This is a genomic window from Serratia sp. Ae19-1 (assembly GCF_059801225.1).
The window spans coordinates 823,417-841,713 of the sequence record NZ_JBCHWD010000002.1 but is presented as its reverse complement, the minus strand read 5'-3'; the positions used below and the strand labels follow the sequence as shown (position 1 = coordinate 841,713).

Here is an 18,297-nt window from a genome sequence, read left to right as displayed (position 1 = left end):
AAAACGACCGGCGCGCAATCGCCGGCGATTGGCCGTCACCGTTCGCTCCGGCGCGGCCTTTTAAGGAGGTACCCATGCCAGATATTCGCTTCACGCTGTTCGACAGCGATAACTTCTACCAGCAGGGGCTGCGTCTGCTGCTGCAGGACTATCTGCACTCCCTGAACGAATGCCATCGCCTGTACCCGCAGTTCTCGCCGCTGGCGCTGCAGGCATTGGATAACATCGAAATCGTGCTTCGCACGCCGGAAGAGCGCTGGGGCTGCGCCAGCTGCTATCAAAGCCCCTACGGCACCCCGCGCCAACGGCAGCTGACCCTGCTGATCCTCGACGACGCGACCCAGCAACAGGTAAAAAACTCGCCGCCGCTGTTCAGCATTCATCGGCGCGATTCGGCCTACGCCATCCGCCTCAAGCTGCAGATGGCGTTGGAAAAGTTCATCCAGCACCCGTGGGTGGCGCTGCACGCCGCCGGCATGTGGAAATGCCAGGCTTGCCGCATCGCCGCGCTCAGCCACTGCGAGAAAAAGGTGCTGGGTTTGATGAGCAGCGGCATGTCCGCCTGCAGCATCGCCGGCCTGCTGCAACGCAGCCAGAAAACCATCAGCGCCCATAAACGCTCGGCGATGCGCAAGCTGAACGTGCGTAAAAACAGCGAGTTGAATAAGGTGCTGCTCAATCAGCGGGGGCTGAATTAACCGCCCCGCCGGTTCAATAGTAATTGATGTTGAAGGTGACGGTCGCGTCGGCGGCGCCCGGCGTGACCGTAGGCTCGGTTTGAATATAGCGGGCCTTCAACGGAATGCTGAAAGACGTGGGCGTTGCAGGGGAAAGCGGCACGTTGATCTCCCGCGAGAACTGCACCGGCCGCGGGGATGATGCACCATAAGCCAACTGAATGCCGACTCCGCCGGCGCTGCCGCTGCCGTCTTTAAGCCCCATGATGCCGTTAACGTCATCAATCACCGCCGTGTTGGGCGTCAGCGAAAGCGCCAAGCTGTTGGCGGTCGTGCTGGTCGTGCCGCTATCGCCATCGCGGGAATAATAGGTCTCCGCGCTGCCGTAAAACTTCGGGCAGTTCAGCAGGCGAATCGACGCATCCTGCCATTCAGTCACGCTCCCCTTGCCCCGGAAATACCGCCCCATGTCATATTTGCCCATGGCGACAAACACATCCGGCGTAGTGCAGCTCTGCGACACGACGTTAATCGCGCCGGTAAAACAGATCTTCATCGCCAGCATAGGTTCGGCCAGCGGGCCAATCTTGTTGACCCAACAGGGCAGATCGTCGCCGGTAATAATGCCAGGTTGCACGTCACCGATCTTAATCAACCGAATGCGATACTTGTAACCGTTCGCCGACCATCCATGGTAGCGCAACACCCCCGTACCGCCCGAAATCATCGGCAACGCGTAATCGAGATCGTAATTGTCAATAAACACGCCAACGCCGGGCAAACCGGTTTCATAAACCTTGCCGAAATTGCCGCTCCACGGCGACAGCGGATGCGGCAGCGTTTCATGATTGATGTAGGTGCCGACGAATCTCTGTTCTTCGGTACACTCGACCCAGACCGTCCTGAACGCCGGATTAAAATTTTGCGAGTACAATACCGTGCCGACAGGCACATCCGGCCCCACGGTAAGATGACTGGAAACAAAAGGCGCGTTCACATACAGCGTGCTTTTCAAGTCGGAGTTCGCCATATAATCACAGCCGGCCCGTGCCGATTTGACCAGCGTCAGCGTTAACATAACGCAAGCCAACCAGATAAAGTGGGTGTGTCGCAGCTTCACGCGGATACCTCTCATTCAGTGTCGGCGCCTGGTGCCGCCGGTTTGTTTTTAACTAAGATCGCTCGATTTTTCCGCCCCGGCATGCCGGCGGCAGAGCGTTTTAAAGCGTTGCAACGCCTGTGGCGTATTCTGCTGTTGCGGCATCAACATGTAGCTCAGGCGGCATTGTTTATCCCCGCCACTCCCCCAGCGGACACGCAGCGTCCCTTTATCCCGCCCGACCCGCGCATAGATGACGCCCCCTTGCCCCACCGCGCCGACCACCTCGCCGTCACTGTCGAGCACCTCGGCGCCGAACGGCGCTGGAGCCCCTGCAAATAGGGTTTCGATCAGGATTGGCGTTCCTTTTCGCGCGTTATATTTCACTTTGACCAACGCGCCGGAATAGGGCGCGACCTTGCGCGTTGTCGTTTCCAGTTCGACATCAAACGCGGCGCCTTTGGGATCCAGACTGATTTCATTGAGTTGATACGGGTTCAGGTAAGGCACCAACGCATAACCGCGCGCATCGACAGCAACTCCCGGATAGCTGGAGACACCGGCGCCTTCGGCGCCTTTCGCCTCCACCAGCGCAAAGGTTTCAGAACCGTAAGAGCTGAATGACACGCCGTCGGCATGCCCCACCAGGGTGCCGCTGAGGCCGGCGGAGGCGCTGCGATAACCTTCGCCTGCGCTGTAAGAACCGCTGAATAGCGCCGTTTGGCCACGATACTGGCCGTTCAACGAACCGCTGGCGCCATTGCGATTGGCGTTCATCGCGCTCAGACCGTAGCTGAACTGATTGGCGGCGCCTAAATTACCGGAAATCGCCGCCTGTTGACTCGTCGCCCCGTGGCTGTCGTGCGCCAGACCAAGACGCAGCTGCGGTGTGCCGGCGTTGTCGCGGCGCCCCAACGGCAGGCTGATATTCAGCAAAAAGCTGTTTTGCGCCAGGCCGTTGCTCGCCTGGCTGCGCGCCGCGCTCAGGCCATAAGTCATCGAACGATAGCTGTTGCTGTAACCCAACTGATACTGCTTATCGCGTCCTCGCCCGTTCCAATAATCCTGCAGCGAGCCGCTGACATAAAGCTGCCCCCACCCGGAGGCCAGCCCCTGAGCCACAGAGAAAGTCAGACGATGCTTGGTGCGCGATACGGCGTTTTCCCCCTCGCCCTGCGCCATGCGCTCACGCGTTTGCATGGCGGTCATCAAGTCCATGTAGCCCGAGGTCGAAAACCGATAGGCGGCCAGCGACAGGCTGCTGTTGGTTTCATTGACTACCTTGCTGTAGCTGAGCCGATAACTCTGCCCGCTCTGGCGCCGCTCGCGGTTCAGTCGGCTGGCGCTTTGAGTCACGTCAAACCCCACCGCGCCCAACGAGGTGCCGAACGCGGCGCCCAGCTGCACGGCCTGATACTCTTTGGCGGCCTGCAGACCGCCGTAACCGGTCAATCCATTGGTCAGCCCCCGCTGGTAAGTCGCCTGATACAGCCAGGGCTTTTCCCGCAGCGAGTCGCTGTCGACTTTGCCCAACACCGCTTCGTAACGATCGGCCCCCGGACGCAGCAGTTGGGTGACCGCCGCGTACGGCACGCTGAACACGCTCTGCGCGCCATCCGCTTCACGCACCGTAACCTCCAGATCGCCGCCATAGCCGGTGGGATACAGATCGTCGATCACAAACGCCCCGGGGGTCACCGTGGTCTGATAGATAATCTGTCCGCCTTGCCGCACGGTCACCTGTGCGTTGGTTCTGGCGATGCCGTGAATTTCCGGCGCATAGCCGCGCTGCGACTCCGGCAACATCCGTTCATCGCTGGCGAGCTGAACGCCGCTAAACGGCAACGTGTCAAACAGTTGGCCGGTCGTGTTCGATTGGCCGATAACGCCTCGGCCCTGCCACGCGGGAATATCGCGCTGCAGGTAAGTATTGATGCTGGCGTAGTCGGACGCGCCGTTCTGCGTCCAGTGATAAGCACCGTTATGCCGCAGATACCAGGCGCCCAGGTTGGCGCCGCCGGACAAGCCGCCATAGAAGGAGTTGTAGTCCGCTCCGCGCGACGAACTGGAATAACCGTTCAGGTTGTAATTCAGAAACAGGGCCGCGACGCCGCTGTCCCATTGCGCGGGATCAACGCTGCCACGCGCGGTTCTACGCATATAAATTTGCGGTATCACAATATCCAGCCGCTGCTCGCCGCTGTCGAAATTCATCTGCGCATCAGGTACTTGCTGCGGCAGATCAAAACACGCATCCTGCTGCGTCAGCGGAGCCTTCGGCAACGCAGCCTCGTTAAACGCTATCCCCTCGACGATATCCGCCGTCAGACAAGGATACAGGCTGCGATCGGCGCGGGTTTTGAACTCAATCTCTTTAGTGCCGATGCCTTCGCCGTTGATATAAACCGCCGCCCGATGCTTTCCGGACAGCCCTGAAGCCCCGCGGGCAAACCGCGTTAAATCGACTTCACTGCGTTCACCTACATAGAGAAATGACGAATCGAACTCGATGCTCTCGGCACCGGCAGGACCGCTTAATGCCCCAATCACGCACAGTGCCGCCGGCGTTAAGCGCCATGAGCTATTACGATTAACGCACGCGGCGCTGAATTCTCCGGTCATGTCACTCTCCCCGTCAGCCGCAAAGGCGCTCATGTTTCGCTACCCGCTTACTTGACCATGGCATCGAATTTATGGACGGCGCCGTAATCATTGACGAATTCAACACTCAGCGTTTTTCCCGCCGCGACGCTGATGCCTTTGAACGCCAACGAGGAGTGCGGTGCGACCATTTGCCCCTCAATCTCCTTACCATTGGCGGCAAGGCTGACCAGCGACACGAAATACGGCGTTGGGTTAGTCGCCGTGACGCCGCCCGGTGTCGCGGACCAGTTCAATGTTGTTGCCGCCTCATTGGCGTCGCCGTTCAGGCTCGCCGGCCTGAAGAACAGCTTGATGCGCGAGCGAAAGGCCATTTGCAGCAGATTTTCATCACCTTTAAGCTGCTTTTTAGCCGGGATCTCCAGCACGTTAAGCCAGTAAACACTCTCCTTATCCGTCGGCAACGGCGCCCCGGTGTAGCTCAGGCGCAATGTCTGCCCTTTACCGGCATCGATTCGATTAATCGGCGGCGTCAAAATAAAAGGCACATTGATATTTTCCGGCTTCGCCGTCGGATCGCCGGCATCAACCCAGCTTTGAATGAGTACCGGCGATTTGCCCACATTATTTAATTTCACCGTAACTTCTTTATCCGATGATAAATAAATTACCCGTGTCCCATGAATAACTACGCTGGCGGAAGCCATCATGGAAAAAGAGGCAATAATCGCCAGAAAAAATGCATGCGCAAAAATACGCGGCTTGATGCTCATCATCGCTCCAATCACTATTGGGAATACAGGGGGGAGAGCCCCCCTGATAAACGGTTATTTGTACTGCAGGGAATACACGACGCTGCCCACTACCGAGCCTGCGCTCGCCACGCCCATGGAGTAGTATTCAACGACATACGGCAGAGTGACGATGCCGGTGGAGGGAATGGCGTAGTAAGTGGCGTTCGCTATCTGGCTTGGGTTACCCGCGACGATCGGATTAAAAGAGCCGGAGCCCTCACGCAACTGCAATACAACATTGCTCGCCGAACCCGTATTACGCAAACGTCCGCTCGAATCGACCCCTGCACCGGCCTCAAAGTAAGCGGCTGCAGACTTCATCACCCCTTGGCAATTATTCAGTTTCAGCTCAAACGCCGTACGGCCGGCGGTCCAGCTCGCCGTTTTCAGCTGCTCCTGGCTGACAGGCGGCAGCAGAACGGCGCTTTCATTTTCCTGCCCATTCAGCCGCACGTCGCAGGTCATCGAGGTCACGGTACCGCTAAAGTTGATTGTCCCGTTATTGGCTGCCAGAGCCTGGCTTACCAGGCCGGGCAAGCCCAGCAAAGCGAACAATATCGCAGAGGACTTTTTCATATAGACTCCTGATTATTTTAAATATCACGCACTCTATTGCCTGCCATTTCCATATGTCACGCTCAACAAGAACGAGAATATCGACATGCGTATTTTTATTACGCCATTAGCTGTAGAATAAAGGCGTAACGACAGGGTTATTGAGAGCATAACCCGCCCCCTTCACATTAATAATGAAGTCATGCGGCAAACCTATCACATCAAGCCTTAGCCGGAGTTCTTTAATAGTTTGCCAAAGTTTTTGGCTGGATGAGGCATAACTGTTTTCATCCCAAACCCTTCTCAGTATTTCCGTTTTAGTGAGCTTCTGGCCGTTACCATGATGCTGCAACAAAAACACCAGCAGGCGCATCATGGCATCATTTAACGTCACCGCGCTAAAGTGCACCCATTTCTCCGGCGCCAGAGATTTTATTCTCACCAACCTTTTATTGGCGATATCCAGCTGAATATCGTTATCTATGATAAAACCGAACAGATGGCGTTCCATCATCAAGATTCCCTGGATAAAAAAGAAAATAAAGTCGCATCATTTAGATTCATAATGTCTATAGATCATTATAAATTCAGAAACCTCTTGGGCAATCCCCTTAAATTAATCAGTTTTCAGGACAATGGAGAGACATAATAAGAGATTACCGCCATGATAATGACAAGTAGCCAGCGTTTTATGCCATCATTCTCTCCACCCAAGAGAAAAATCTCAATTATCACCAACATCAAAACATGAGTTTTAAATCCTGCATTTTTAAAAAAAACAGGTGTAAACTTCAAAAACACGCAGAATAGATCTGATCAGCTGAGCTAAGCACCTCAAGCCCTTCTTCACCTCCTCTCTTATTATGTTGAAAACATGATTAATCATGATCATTTAAATTAATATTAATAATGAAACCTGCATTTCTATAGCACAGACATATAATACACAAAAACAATTCAAAATAGTTTTATATATTTAAAATTAATTTAAAGTTAAAATAAAATACTTATTAATTATCTATAAATAGGTTTTCATATCGCTAAGATAGGAAAAAAATATAATTTTAAGCATATCAGACTTAGGGATTAACTTAATTTTAAGAAAATATGTAGGCTTGTTAGGCCAATCGCTGCCGAAAGCCAAGGGGAATATCGCAACCAGCTGATACGGACGGCGCCGGACGCAACCCAAAGTGTTTCGCAGCGCGATATCTGATATTAACGTGCACCTCATCTTTGACGTTAGGCCTGCTCTGTCACCAGCCAATTCCAAACAGCCACGGCACCTCTGCGGTTAAAACACAAAAGCCGTCATCAGAACCTCTGCCTTGGGCCTTATTTCAAGTCCGCCGCCAGTCATCAATGCATGATGTCACCCCATTAGAAGCCTGGTGACATTATGTATGGTTGATCCGAAACATCGCCGCCAATATATCGACAAGCAGCGCCGCATAATGGCCGGCGGGGTCGAGATCGGGATCGAATACCGTCACCGTCATGCCGCAGCACAGCGGATTTTGCAGCAGACGCGCGCCGATATTCTCCAGCCATTGCCGATCGATGCCGGGTGACCCCGGCGAATCGACCGCCGGCATCACTGTTTGGTCGAGCACGTCCACGTCGAAATGCAGCCAGAAACGCCACTGCGGCTGCGCGGCCAATACCCGCTCGATACGCCGGACAATTTCCGCCTCGCCGATCTGATGGGCGGTAAAAACGTCGATGCGCTCGATCGCCGTCTGCGCAATATCCGGCCAGGCGAAGTCTGCATCCCGGTTTTCGCGCTCCCCCAACTGCACAATCTGCCGTTCCGGCACCAGCGGCGGCGCGATGCCGGGCCAGGTCGTCAGCAGGGGCTCGCCGCGGCCGCTCGCCAGCGCCAAATCCATCCCTGCCGCCGCCCCCAGCAGCTGTGCGGTATCGTAGTTGCCGGGGTGGCGAAAGTCGCTGTGACCATCGATATGCACCAGCGACAGTGGCCCCGCCCGGCGCGCCCCGGCCAGCGCCCCCAACAGGATCGAACAGTCGCCGCCGACAACCAACGGAAAGTCTCCTTGCCCCTGCACAGCAGCAACCGCCTCCGCCAACTGTAGATTGAAGGCGCGGATAGCATGCCCATTGCGGATGCGAGTGCCGGGCTGCGCCAGCGGCGAATAAGGCCGTTGCGGCAAGGTGCTGACCGCGCTCGCCGCCAGCCTTTCCACCAGCCGCTGCGCCATCAGCGCCTGCGGCGCCCGCCAGACGCCGGGCACATGGCCGGGCCGCAACGGCCGCAGGCCCAGATTGCTCGGTGCAAGAATGAGGTGCATACGCGCGATCTCCGTGCAAAAAACGTCGTCGTAGCCAAAAGCATAAGCGCCACAGCGCCGAGCGCGCGTTCTTTTTTCAATCTTGCATGGCGCATAGCGCACAGGGCAAAAGCGGTTTACTCTGAATGTCTATTTTCACACCGTAAAGCGAACCGGAACTCATGCCCAGAACAGCCAAAGTCGTTGACGTTCCCGCCCTCGGCGAGCTCGATCGCCAGGCGGGTCAGCTTAGCCACCAGCTGGCGCAGGCTCTGCGTCAGGCCATCCACCGCGGCGATCTGAAAGCGGGCGATCTGCTGCCCTCGACGCGCCGGCTGTCGGCGGCGCTGAATCTGGCGCGCGGCACGGTGTTGGAGGCGTTCGCCCAACTGACGGCGGAAGGCTTTCTCGAACCGCAGCCCGGCTCCGGCACCCGAGTTGCTCACTATCAGGCGCCGCGCCGCCTGCCACACGCCACCGTACAGGTCAGTCCGCCGGCGGCGGCGCCGCTTTCTTCACAGGCGCAGCATCTGGCGCGCTTTGCCGCTCAGGCGCGGGCGCTGCCGCCGGTGCCGTTCACCGTCTCGGTGCCGATCGGCGATACCGCGCCCGACGATGTCTGGCGGCGGCTCGGCAACCGCATCCGGGCACGCGGCCCCGGCGCGCCTTCGGGCTATGGCGATCCTCTGGGCGCATTGCCGCTGCGCGAAGCCATCTGCGACTATGTGCGGCGTTCCCGCTCCGTGAACTGCACGCCGCAGCAAATCCTCATTACCTCCGGCACCCAGCAGGGGTTGTATCTAGCCGCGCAGATCCTGCTGGACGCCGGCGACAGCGCCTGGGTGGAAGACCCCGCCTACGCCGGCATTACCGCCATTTTCGACAGCCTGTTTCGCGACCGCCGCATGGTCAGGGTGCCCGTCACCGACGACGGCATCGACGTCGCCGCGGGCATCCGTCTGGCCGCCGACGCCCGCGCCGCCTTTGTCACGCCGTCGCATCAATATCCGCTGGGCATGCCGATGAGCATGGCGAAAAGAAGCGCCCTGCTGGCCTGGGCCAGAGAGCGGCAGGCCTGGATCGTGGAGGATGATTACGACAGCGAGATGCGCTATGCCGGTCATCCGTTCCCCTCGCTGCAAGGGCTGGCACCCGAACGGACGCTCTATCTCGGCACCTTCAGCAAGGTGCTGTTCCCGTCATTGCGGCTGGGTTACGCCATCGTGCCGCCGCCGCTGGTCGACGCGTTTTGCGGCGCCAGGATCCTGATGGATCGCCATCCGCCCAGCGCGGATCAACACGTGCTGGCCGCCTTTATCGCCGAAGGGTATCTCGACCGGCATATCCGCAAAATGCGCGGCGTCTACGCCGAGAAACGCCGGGTGCTGATCGAGGCGATCAACGCACATATCCCGGCCGAGTTGGCGATGGTGCAGCCCTGCGATCAGGGCATGCACATGGTGCTGTGGCTGAGGAAAGATCTCGACGACGCACAGATCGCCCTGCGCGCCAACCAAGCCGGGCTGGCGCTGCGGGCGGTATCGCCGATGTATGCACCCGGCAACGGTGAACCGGGGCTGGTGCTGGGGTTGGGCGGTTATGCCGATCGCCAGGTACAACAGGCGGTGGAGCGGCTCGCAGAGGTGATCCAAACCTGCGCCCGCAACGGTGCCTAGCGGGAAAAACGTTTGGCACCGAACACGCAAACTACCACGCCGGCCATCACGGCGATCATCATCGGCTGAACGGTCTCATGCAGCAGCCAGCCCGCCAGCGCCAGGCCGAAAAACGGCTGCAGCAACTGCAGCTGGCCAACCGCGGCGATGCCGCCCTGCGCCAGGCCGCGATACCAGAAGATAAACCCGATCCACATGCTGAACACCGAGACATAAACCAGCGACAGCCACGCCTTGCCGCTGACCACGGGCCATCCGGCCGGCGCCGCCAGCCAGGCGGCCGCCAGCGTCAACGGCAACGCCACCACCAGCGCCCAGGAGATCACCTGCCAGCCGCCAAGCCGGCGCGACAGCACCGCACCCTCGGCATAACCCAGACCGCACAGCAACACCGCCCCGACCATCAACGCATCCCCCAGCCAGGAGCCGCCGCTCCCCTGACTCAGTGCGAAGGCCCCCACCAGCGCGGCGCCGACGCCCGAAAACGCCCAAAAAGCGGGCTTGGGCCGCTCTCCGCCGCGCAAAACGCCAAAACCGGCGGTCGCCAGCGGCAGCAGGCCGATATACACCAGCGAGTGCGCCGAGGTGGTGTGTTGCAGCGCCAGCGCCGTCAGCAGCGGAAAACCGATGACCACGCCGAGCGCCACAAACAGCAACGGCGCTAAATCGGCCCGCGTCGGCCGCGCCTGGCGGGTAAGCAGCAGTGCGCACAGGGCCAGCAAGGCGGCGATCGCCGCCCTGACCGCAGTCAAAAACAGCGGATCGAGCTCCAGCACCGCCACCCGGGTGGCGGGCAACGAGCCGCTGAAGATAATCATGCCGATGAAGCCGTTCATCCAGCCCTGAGCCGAATGCCCGGCGGCGGGATGAACGGTAGAGGTAACCACAAGAGTTTTTTCAGACTGGCTGTCCATGATGCGAACGCTCCGCACGCCTGAGGCATACCGAAATCGGCAACCCGCGAGGCGATGCCATAAGTGAAAGAGAACATCGTTCCCCAGCGCAGCTTGCCGGGGCTGCGTTCTATTTTTCAGATAAAGCGGTTCAGAGACAGGTCCAGATAGCGAGATTTTTGCTGTACCGGTTAGCAAAGCGCGGCGCTAACGCCAAAGAAGGGCGTTTTTCGGGCTGTCCTTGGCCGTTTGGCGGCGCAGTCGGCGCGGTATCATGGACTTTTATGCGTTTTTGTAGAACAGGACAAGGTGCGGCGCCGTGGTGAAACCCTTCTTACGCAGTGGCAGTTTGGATGATGTGCTGGCTTTAGGCGAGAACGGGCAACCGGTCTACGCCTGCGCGCAGCAGCTGCGGGAAACCCTGCGCCTTCGCCGGCAGCAGCAGGCCGCCGACTGCCTGGCGATCCCGCAGCCGAACGAAAGCGGCACCCGCATCGACTGGTATGCGCCCTTCCCCGGCAAGGTCACCTCCTGGCTGGCGGCGAGCGATGCCCAGCGAGCGCAGGCGGTGCGCCATCTGGAACACTGCCTGACGACCTTCCGCAGCCTGACGGAACAAACCCAGGCGACCGATCACCCCAGCCACCGCCTGTTCGGCGCGCTGCTGGCCAAAGCGATGCATATCCCCGATCCCAACCACGTCTATCTGTTGGACGACCGGCCGGTGCTGACCTTTTGGGGCTTTATCAAACCGCAGGCGCAGAGCCCGGACGATCCTTTGGCCTGCCTGCGGCCTGCCGAAACGGAAGTGGAAAAACCGGCGCCGATCGCCGCCGCCCCGCGCAAACCGGCCATGGCCGAGCCGGTAACACCGGCTCCGGCAGCAGAACCTGAACCGGTGCCCACCCCGGCCGAAACCGTCGCGCCCCCGGTAGCCGCACGCCCACGCCGGCACCGCGCTATCTGGATAGGATTGCCGCTCATGCTGCTACTGGGCGGCGCCTTGGCCGGCTGGCTGGGCCGTTCGCCGACCCCGCCTGCGCCAGAGCCGGCACCGCTGGCCGCAAAACCGCAGCCGGCGTCGCCGGTGAAGGCGGCCGCACCGTTGCCAAAACTGCACTTGCCGCTGGCGCACGCGACGCTGATGCCGCCGCCACCGGCGCCGGTCCTCCCGCAGCCGGTGGACAAAAACGCACTGGTGCTGCCACCCGAAGCGGTAAAGGCCGGTTCCACCCGTTTTCTTAACGGCAAATGGCGCGCCACGGTGGCGCTGAAAGATCCGATCACCGGCAAACGCCCCAGCCTGCAATACCGTCTGAACGCGGGCAAGGGCAACGCCATCATCGCCTACGGCGACGGCGTCAGTTGCCGGGTGGCGGTCGAGGCCGGGCTGATGCAGTCCGGCAATCTGGTGATCAACAGCCGAACCAAGGCGCGCTGCAGCGACGGCAGCCGCTACCAGATCCCGGAAATCGTCTGCCGCCAGGGCGAGACCGGGGCGGCGGAGTGCACCGGCCGCTACGATGCGGACACCACCTATCCCATGACGTTCAAGCGCGAGAGTAAATGATGCTGGCACCCCTTACGGACTACAAACACGGCATTACGCTGATTCAGGACAGCGGCATCCAGTTTCTGGACTTTGCCCTGACGCCGCTGCTGGACGCCGAGTTTCCCGGCAAATTCGTGCGCAAGACCGCCAGCGGCCCGTTGCTGCGCCTGCAATGGGAGGCCGAGAGCGGCAAATACCAGCTGCCGGCCGAAGGCGGACAGGCCGCCGAGGTGGTACGGCCGGAGTTCAGCTATCCGCTGCAGCAGTCGCTGCGCCTGCTGGATAAGCTCTGGCTGCCGTTGCCGTTCCTGCGCCACACCCCGGCGGGCGTGTTTTTATCAGGCCCGGATAACTGGGCGCGCCTGCAGGTGGTGCAGTTGGATGAGCCGGATCAGGACGGTCACCTGCTGCGCGTGGTGCTGGCCTTCGACACCCGCGCCGCCGTGCCCGGCCAGGAAGCGCTGGCGCCGGGCGAGAGCGATCTCGGCGCCGGCCTTAACTTCGCGCTGGCGCACCGCAATCACGAGCTGGGCGAGTTTCTCGATCTGACCTGGGTGGACGGCTGGCTGCGCGAGGCGTTCAGCCAGCGCGCAGCCGAGCTGGAACAGCGCGCCGAGGCGGAGATCAACGCCGGGCTGAAAACCTTCGAGTACCAGGCGCACTACCTCAACCTGCTGCACATGCTCGGCCATCAGCTGGCGGTGCCGCAGATAAAAATGGCGGCTGCGACGCTGCAACAGCCGGCGATCGACGTCGATCTGGTGCTGGACGTCGGCAACTCCCACACCTGCGGCGTATTGGTCGAAGACCATCCGGAAGAGAGCAACGGCCTGAAGCAAACCTATGAGCTGCAGCTGCGATCGCTGTCCGAACCGCATCGCGTCTATAACGAACTGTTCGAGAGTCGGGTGGAGTTTTCTCAGGCCGTCTTCGGCAAGCCGCATCTGTCTTTCCAAAGCGGGCGCGACGACGCCTTCCAATGGCCCTCCATCACCCGGGTCGGCCGCGAAGCCGCGCAGTTGGCGCAGCGACGCGAAGGGCATGAAGGCACCACCGGCATCTCCAGCCCGCGCCGCTATCTGTGGGATGAGGAGCGCTATGCGCCCGGCTGGCGCTTCAACGAACGGCACGAACCGATGGCCGCCGCCGCGCCGTTGACCACGCTGATCAACGATGAGGGCATACCGCTGTCCGCCCTGCCGACGGCGCAACGGCTGCCGGTATTCGCCGCCCATTACAGCCGCAGTGCGGTGATGAGCCTGATGTTGAGCGAGCTGTTGGCGCAGGCGCTGATGCAGATCAACAGCATCGCCCAGCGCAGCCGCATGCCGAACGCCGCCGCACCGCGCCGTCTGCGCGCCATCATTCTGACGCTGCCTTCGGCGATGCCGAAGCCGGAGCGCGAACTCTTCCGCCGCCGCATGCAGGAAGCGATCGGGCTGGTGTGGAAAGCCCTCGGCTGGCACCCGCAGGATGCGCCGTTCGACGGCGAACACACCCGCTTCCCGGCGCCGCAGGTGCAGATCGAGTGGGACGAAGCCACCTGCGGCCAGATGGTCTATCTGTACAACGAAACCCAGGTGAACTTCGCCGGCCGCACCGATGCCTTCTTCGCCGCCATGGCGCGGCCCGATCGGCCGCTGGCGCCGGGTGAACAGGCCGGCAAGACATTGCGCATCGCCTCTATCGACATTGGCGGCGGCACCACGGATCTGGCGATAACGCACTACTCACTCGACGACGGCGTGGGCAGCAACATCAAAATCAATCCGCGCCTGCTGTTCCGCGAGGGCTTTAAGGTCGCCGGCGACGACATCCTGCTGGACATCATTCAGCAGTTTGTCCTGCCCGCCGTACAACAGGCGGTCGAGGCCGCCGGCGTGAGCGCCGCAGCGGCGCTGATGGATAAGCTGTTCGGCAACGAAGGGCGCATGGACGGGCTATCCACCCTGCGCCAGCAGGCCGCGCTGCAGATTTTCATGCCCGCCGGGCGCGCACTGCTCGGTGCCTATGAAGAATACGATCCGCTGGACAGCCGCGCGGAAATCGCCGCCAGCCTCGGCGATCTGCTGCCGCAACGGCCGACGCCGCAGGTGCTGGCGTTTATCAACGGCGAAGTGCAACGCGAAGCCGACAGCGACGCCTTCGATATCCTGCACACGCCGCTGGTGATCCGTCTGGCCGACCTGCACGCCGCCTTCTTGTCCGATCGCATCGGCATCGGCCACTGTCTGCGCCTGCTGGCCGAAGTGGTGGCGCTGTATACCTGCGACGTACTGCTGCTGACCGGCCGCCCGGCGCGCTTCCCCGGCGTACAGGCACTGCTGCGCCACCTGCAGCCGCTGCCCGCCAGCCGCATTCTGCCGCTTGAGGGCTATCACACCCGCAGCTGGTATCCGTTTAACAAACGCGGCCGCATCGACAATCCCAAATCCACCGCCGCCGTGGGCGCCATGCTGTGCCTGCTGGCGATCGATCTACGGCTGGAAAGCTTTTACTTCAACGTCGGGGATTTCCAGCCCTATTCCACCATTCGCTATCTGGGCATGCTGGACGGCAACAACATGCTGGCGGACGATAACGTCTACTACCGCGACATCGATCTGGATCGCGCCGATTTCGCGCTCGATCCCGCCGGCAGCTTCCAGCTGCGCGGCCCGCTGCGTTTGGGCTTCCGCCAGCTGGACAACGAACGCTGGCCGGCCTCGCCGCTCTATACGCTGACCATCAATGACGCCCAGCTGGCGCGCAAGCTGGCCGGCGACGCGGTGATCAGTCTGCGGCTGGCCATCACCGCCAGCGCCGAACAGGGCGCTGAGAGCGTCAAGATCGCGCAGGCGCTGCTGGCCGACGGCAGCCCCGTCCCGGCGCACCACCTGCAACTGAAACTCAATACCCTGGCTGCCAGCGCCTCCGGTGCGACCCACTACTGGATAGACAGCGGGAGCATTTACCCACGATGAACACACAAACCTTCGCCCCAGCGGCCCCGAATAACGCGCTCAGCGCCGGCATATTGCAGGCGATCGACTGGGTAGACGCCGCACGCCGCCAATCCCCCCGCCTGGAGCGGGAGGCCGATCGCCTGATACAGCGTCTGCGCCGTTGCCATAACCGTGCCGCCCGGTTGGAAAACACCCGGCCTGCACAGCTCGCCATCGGTTTGTATGGCCACAACGCCGCCGCCAAAGCCCATTTGTTGGCGGCGCTGGCGCCGGGCGCAAAGCGCTTCAACGCGGACATTTCGCTCGCGGTGCGCTACTGCACGGCGGCCGAAGCGGGCCCCGCCGAGTATCCGATCGCCCTCGCCCTGCTCAATGAAGCGCAGTGGCTGGCCATCACGCTCGACGCCGCGGCGATGAGCGGCTTCCGCCCGGACTGGGACGCCCGCGCGATCGCCGACCATCTGCAGACGCTGGCGCGCCACCGCCAGACGATCGCCGTCGACGGCCTTGACGGCAACGATGTGCTGGCGCTGTGGGACAGCCTGCGCCGCCACGGCGGCAAAGCACAACACACGCTGGACAGGCACTTCTGGCCGCAGGCGGTGACGCTGGCGCCGCAGTTGAGCATCGACGATCGCGCGCGCCTGTTTGCGCCGCTGTGGGGGGAGGAGCCGACGCTGACGGCGCGTTATCGCCAGTTGGCGCACGCGCTGCAGGCCCTCGGCGGCAGCCGGCAGGTTCACGCTCCGCGCCGCGCGCTGGCGCTGCTGACGGCGAGCACCGCGCCGGAAAACGCCGCGTTCGCCGTGCTGACCGAACAAGGCGATGAGCGGGAGATTGGGCTAAGCGATCTGGCCTGGCTGACCGCTGAAGTGACCACCGCCCTGCCGCCAGCGTCGCAGGCAGGCCTGCCCGCCGACGTAGCCCTGATCGACCTGCCCGGCAGCCGCAGCTGCCCGCAGGCAGAGCCGACGCAGCGCCTGCAGCAGGCGAAGCGCGCCCATTTGCTGACCCGCTGTGCGGACGGCCTGCATGCCAGCCTGCTGCTGGTGACCGATGCCGCCGCAACACCGCAGGACGCCGCGCGCATCGGCCAGGCGCTCGCCGGCTGGGTCGACCACACCCAGGGGGAAACCCCGGCGCTGCGCCAGCGCCGCAAGCCCGGTTTAATCTGGGCTATCACGCCGTTCGACCAACGCCAGGAAGGCAAATCGCGCCCCGACGACGCCGTTCAGCGCCAGGTCGGCGAACCCGGTGACAGCTGGGCCACGCTGCTGGCGCTGGATGAGCAGGATTGCCGCCGCATGGTGAACTACCTGGCCGCACAGGCGCGCCCGGCCCACAAGCAAGCGCGCTTGCTCGAGCTGCGCGAAGAGTTGCAGCGCGAGCTGACGGAAAGCCTGCTCGGCAACTGGCTCACCGCCGCCGATCCGCACGCGACCCAACAACGCGCCCAACAGCTGCTGCGCGCGCTGCAGGCGCAGGCCGGCCGCCACGGCGAACTGCTGGAACGATTGTTGCCCCAGCGCGATACGCTGCGCCAGCTCTATCAGCAACAGCAGCACGCCGCGCCGACCCCGACGGCGACGCCTTCACCGTTCGGACTGGATATCGATCTGTTCGGCGCACAAGAACCCGCGGCGGCGGGCGGACAACCGGCATCGCCTTTTGCCGCGCGAATCTTCGCAGACTGGATCAATCATCTGCGCGCACTGCCGGACAACCGGCAGCTGTTGGACCTGCTCGGCGTCGACAAACCGCACCTCGAACTGTTGGTCGATGCGCTGATCGGCGCCGCCTGCCGCCTGCAGCTCGATGATGAGCTGCAGCGCGCACTGTGCGCCGGCGGCCTGCCGGAACAAGGGGAAGATCGGCAGATCAGCCAGGCGTTGGCGCTGCTGGGCGACTTCGTCGCCTGGCTCGGCTTCCAGCGGCGCGATGCGGCAACGCGCCCCGAGAGCCGCGTCAACCCCGGCCAGCCGATCTTTACCCCGCCGCCGCAGCCGGCAGTGGACTGGAGCGGCCAGCAGCGGCTCACCCGGCTGGCGCCGACGCCGACCAAAAATACCGCGTTTTATATCTATGACTGGCTGATCGGCCTGCAGACCTTGCTGGCGGAGAATGCGGCGCAGGCGCAGCCCGCTCTGGCAGACGAGCAGCGCGCCGAGCTGGCGGCGATCGTCGCCGCCCTGCGCGCTGTACCGTAGCGGACACAATCCGGGTCGGACACCACCGCGCAGTTAGTGGCAGGCCGGCCCGGCCGACATCACTTCGCGGAAATGGGTGACCAGCGGGCGCAGGTTGGCCTTGTGCCACACTGCCCACAGCTGCGTGGTGTATTGCATCCAGGGCAGTTCGCGCAGCACCACGCCCTGCGGCGCGTTATGCCGCAAGCTGTGCTGGATCAGCGTCATCCCCAACCCGGCGGCGACCAGCCCCAGCGCGGTCAGCGGCTCGCCCGCTTCCAGTCGAATATCCGGATCGAACCCGGCCTTCACGCAGGCCGCCACGAAGTCGTCGCGCGAATGGGCATCCTCTTTGTGGATCACCGAGATCCAGGCCTGATCGGTGAGATCCGCCGGCTGCAGCGTTTCCCTGTCCGCCAGCGGATGCGTCTGTGGCAGGGCCAGCAGCATGCGATCGTCCAACACCTGCGTATAGTCTAAATCCTGATCGTCGCGATCCGGCGCCGTATTGACCAGCGCTACGTCCAGGCTACGCTGCCGCAGCCCTTCCAGCTGCATGGAAGAAGGCTGGCTGTAAAGCACGATGTGCACATCCGGCCGGGACACCCGCAGCGACCGCAAGGCGTTCGACAAGACGCCGGAGTGCATCGCATTTTCGATATAGCCAATGCACAGCCCGCCGTCTTCCCCGCGCCCCAGACGGCGCCCAAGCGACTCGAGCCGGGTGGCGTGCGTCAACAGCGCGCGGGTTTCGGCCAGAAACGTCTGGCCGTCGGCGGTCAGGCGGATGCGCTGCTGATTGCGTTCGAACAGCATCAATCCGAGGCGCTCCTCAAGCTGGGAAATCTGCCGGCTCAGCGGTGACTGGGAAATGTGCAGCCGTTCGGCGGCGCGGCCGACGTGCTCTTCTTCCGCCACCGCCACAAAGTATTTCAACTGACGTAAATCGATCATGTGAGACCTCAAAGGACTTAACTTAGACAAATTATGTCCTATCAAGTCACAACTTGCCAAGTTATCTTTAGCCTCGT

The 18,297-nt window shown here is 61.7% G+C and carries 13 protein-coding genes; 5 read left to right on the top strand and 8 right to left on the bottom strand.

Features of this window, described 5'->3' with window-relative positions; translation table 11 throughout:
* Positions 1–74: 74 nt before the first annotated feature.
* Entirely contained in the window at positions 75–698 is a 624-nt protein-coding gene (locus AAIE04_RS09270) for a LuxR C-terminal-related transcriptional regulator (protein WP_498057338.1), read from the top strand.
* 13 nt (positions 699–711) lie between these two features.
* Here AAIE04_RS09270 and AAIE04_RS09265 read toward each other — a convergent pair whose 3' ends face one another.
* The 6 genes from AAIE04_RS09265 to AAIE04_RS09240 form a co-directional block, all read right to left on the bottom strand.
* Entirely contained in the window at positions 712–1,755 is a 1,044-nt protein-coding gene (locus tag AAIE04_RS09265) for a fimbrial protein (RefSeq protein ID WP_498057337.1), read from the bottom strand.
* A gap of 90 nt (positions 1,756–1,845) precedes the next feature.
* The gene (locus AAIE04_RS09260) at positions 1,846–4,398 is read right to left on the bottom strand and encodes a fimbria/pilus outer membrane usher protein (RefSeq protein ID WP_498576826.1); all 2,553 of its coding nucleotides are present in this window, start codon (positions 4,396–4,398) and stop codon (positions 1,846–1,848) included.
* Between the two features lie 47 nt (positions 4,399–4,445).
* Positions 4,446–5,153, bottom strand: a complete 708-nt coding sequence (locus tag AAIE04_RS09255; RefSeq protein WP_498576825.1) for a fimbrial biogenesis chaperone — start codon at positions 5,151–5,153, stop codon at positions 4,446–4,448.
* 51 nt (positions 5,154–5,204) lie between these two features.
* On the bottom strand, positions 5,205–5,747 hold the full coding sequence (locus AAIE04_RS09250; RefSeq protein ID WP_498057334.1) for a fimbrial protein: 543 nt from the start codon (positions 5,745–5,747) through the stop codon (positions 5,205–5,207).
* A gap of 106 nt (positions 5,748–5,853) precedes the next feature.
* On the bottom strand, positions 5,854–6,240 hold the full coding sequence (locus AAIE04_RS09245; RefSeq protein WP_498576824.1) for a winged helix-turn-helix domain-containing protein: 387 nt from the start codon (positions 6,238–6,240) through the stop codon (positions 5,854–5,856).
* A gap of 883 nt (positions 6,241–7,123) precedes the next feature.
* Positions 7,124–8,035 carry an arginase family protein gene (locus AAIE04_RS09240; protein ID WP_498576823.1) on the bottom strand — a complete coding sequence of 304 codons (912 nt, stop codon included), beginning with the start codon at positions 8,033–8,035 and terminating at the stop codon, positions 7,124–7,126.
* A 161-nt stretch (positions 8,036–8,196) separates the two neighbouring features.
* Here AAIE04_RS09240 and pdxR point away from each other — a divergent pair, with 161 nt between their 5' ends.
* Complete coding sequence (pdxR, locus tag AAIE04_RS09235) at positions 8,197–9,690, top strand: MocR-like pyridoxine biosynthesis transcription factor PdxR (protein ID WP_498576822.1); 1,494 nt, start codon at positions 8,197–8,199, stop codon at positions 9,688–9,690.
* On the opposite strand, the gene AAIE04_RS09230 is transcribed toward pdxR, so the two are convergent.
* On the bottom strand, positions 9,687–10,604 hold the full coding sequence (locus AAIE04_RS09230) for a DMT family transporter (protein WP_498057330.1): 918 nt from the start codon (positions 10,602–10,604) through the stop codon (positions 9,687–9,689). The genes pdxR and AAIE04_RS09230 overlap by 4 nt on opposite strands.
* Before the next feature lie 298 nt (positions 10,605–10,902).
* Between AAIE04_RS09230 and AAIE04_RS09225 the strand changes: the two genes are divergently transcribed.
* The 3 genes from AAIE04_RS09225 to AAIE04_RS09215 are packed head-to-tail and all read left to right on the top strand — an operon-like array spanning position 10,903 to position 17,287.
* Positions 10,903–12,153, top strand: a complete 1,251-nt coding sequence (locus AAIE04_RS09225) for an SrfA family protein (RefSeq protein ID WP_498576821.1) — start codon at positions 10,903–10,905, stop codon at positions 12,151–12,153.
* Complete coding sequence (locus AAIE04_RS09220; RefSeq protein ID WP_498576870.1) at positions 12,153–15,098, top strand: virulence factor SrfB; 2,946 nt, start codon at positions 12,153–12,155, stop codon at positions 15,096–15,098. Before AAIE04_RS09225 ends, AAIE04_RS09220 begins: the two co-directional genes overlap by 1 nt.
* On the top strand, positions 15,095–17,287 hold the full coding sequence (locus tag AAIE04_RS09215) for a virulence factor SrfC family protein (protein WP_498576820.1): 2,193 nt from the start codon (positions 15,095–15,097) through the stop codon (positions 17,285–17,287). The genes AAIE04_RS09220 and AAIE04_RS09215 overlap by 4 nt, the downstream gene beginning before the upstream one ends.
* A gap of 33 nt (positions 17,288–17,320) precedes the next feature.
* Here the strand turns inward: AAIE04_RS09215 and AAIE04_RS09210 are convergent, their stop codons facing one another.
* Positions 17,321–18,220, bottom strand: a complete 900-nt coding sequence (locus AAIE04_RS09210; RefSeq protein ID WP_015379354.1) for a LysR substrate-binding domain-containing protein — start codon at positions 18,218–18,220, stop codon at positions 17,321–17,323.
* Positions 18,221–18,297: the final 77 nt, after the last annotated feature.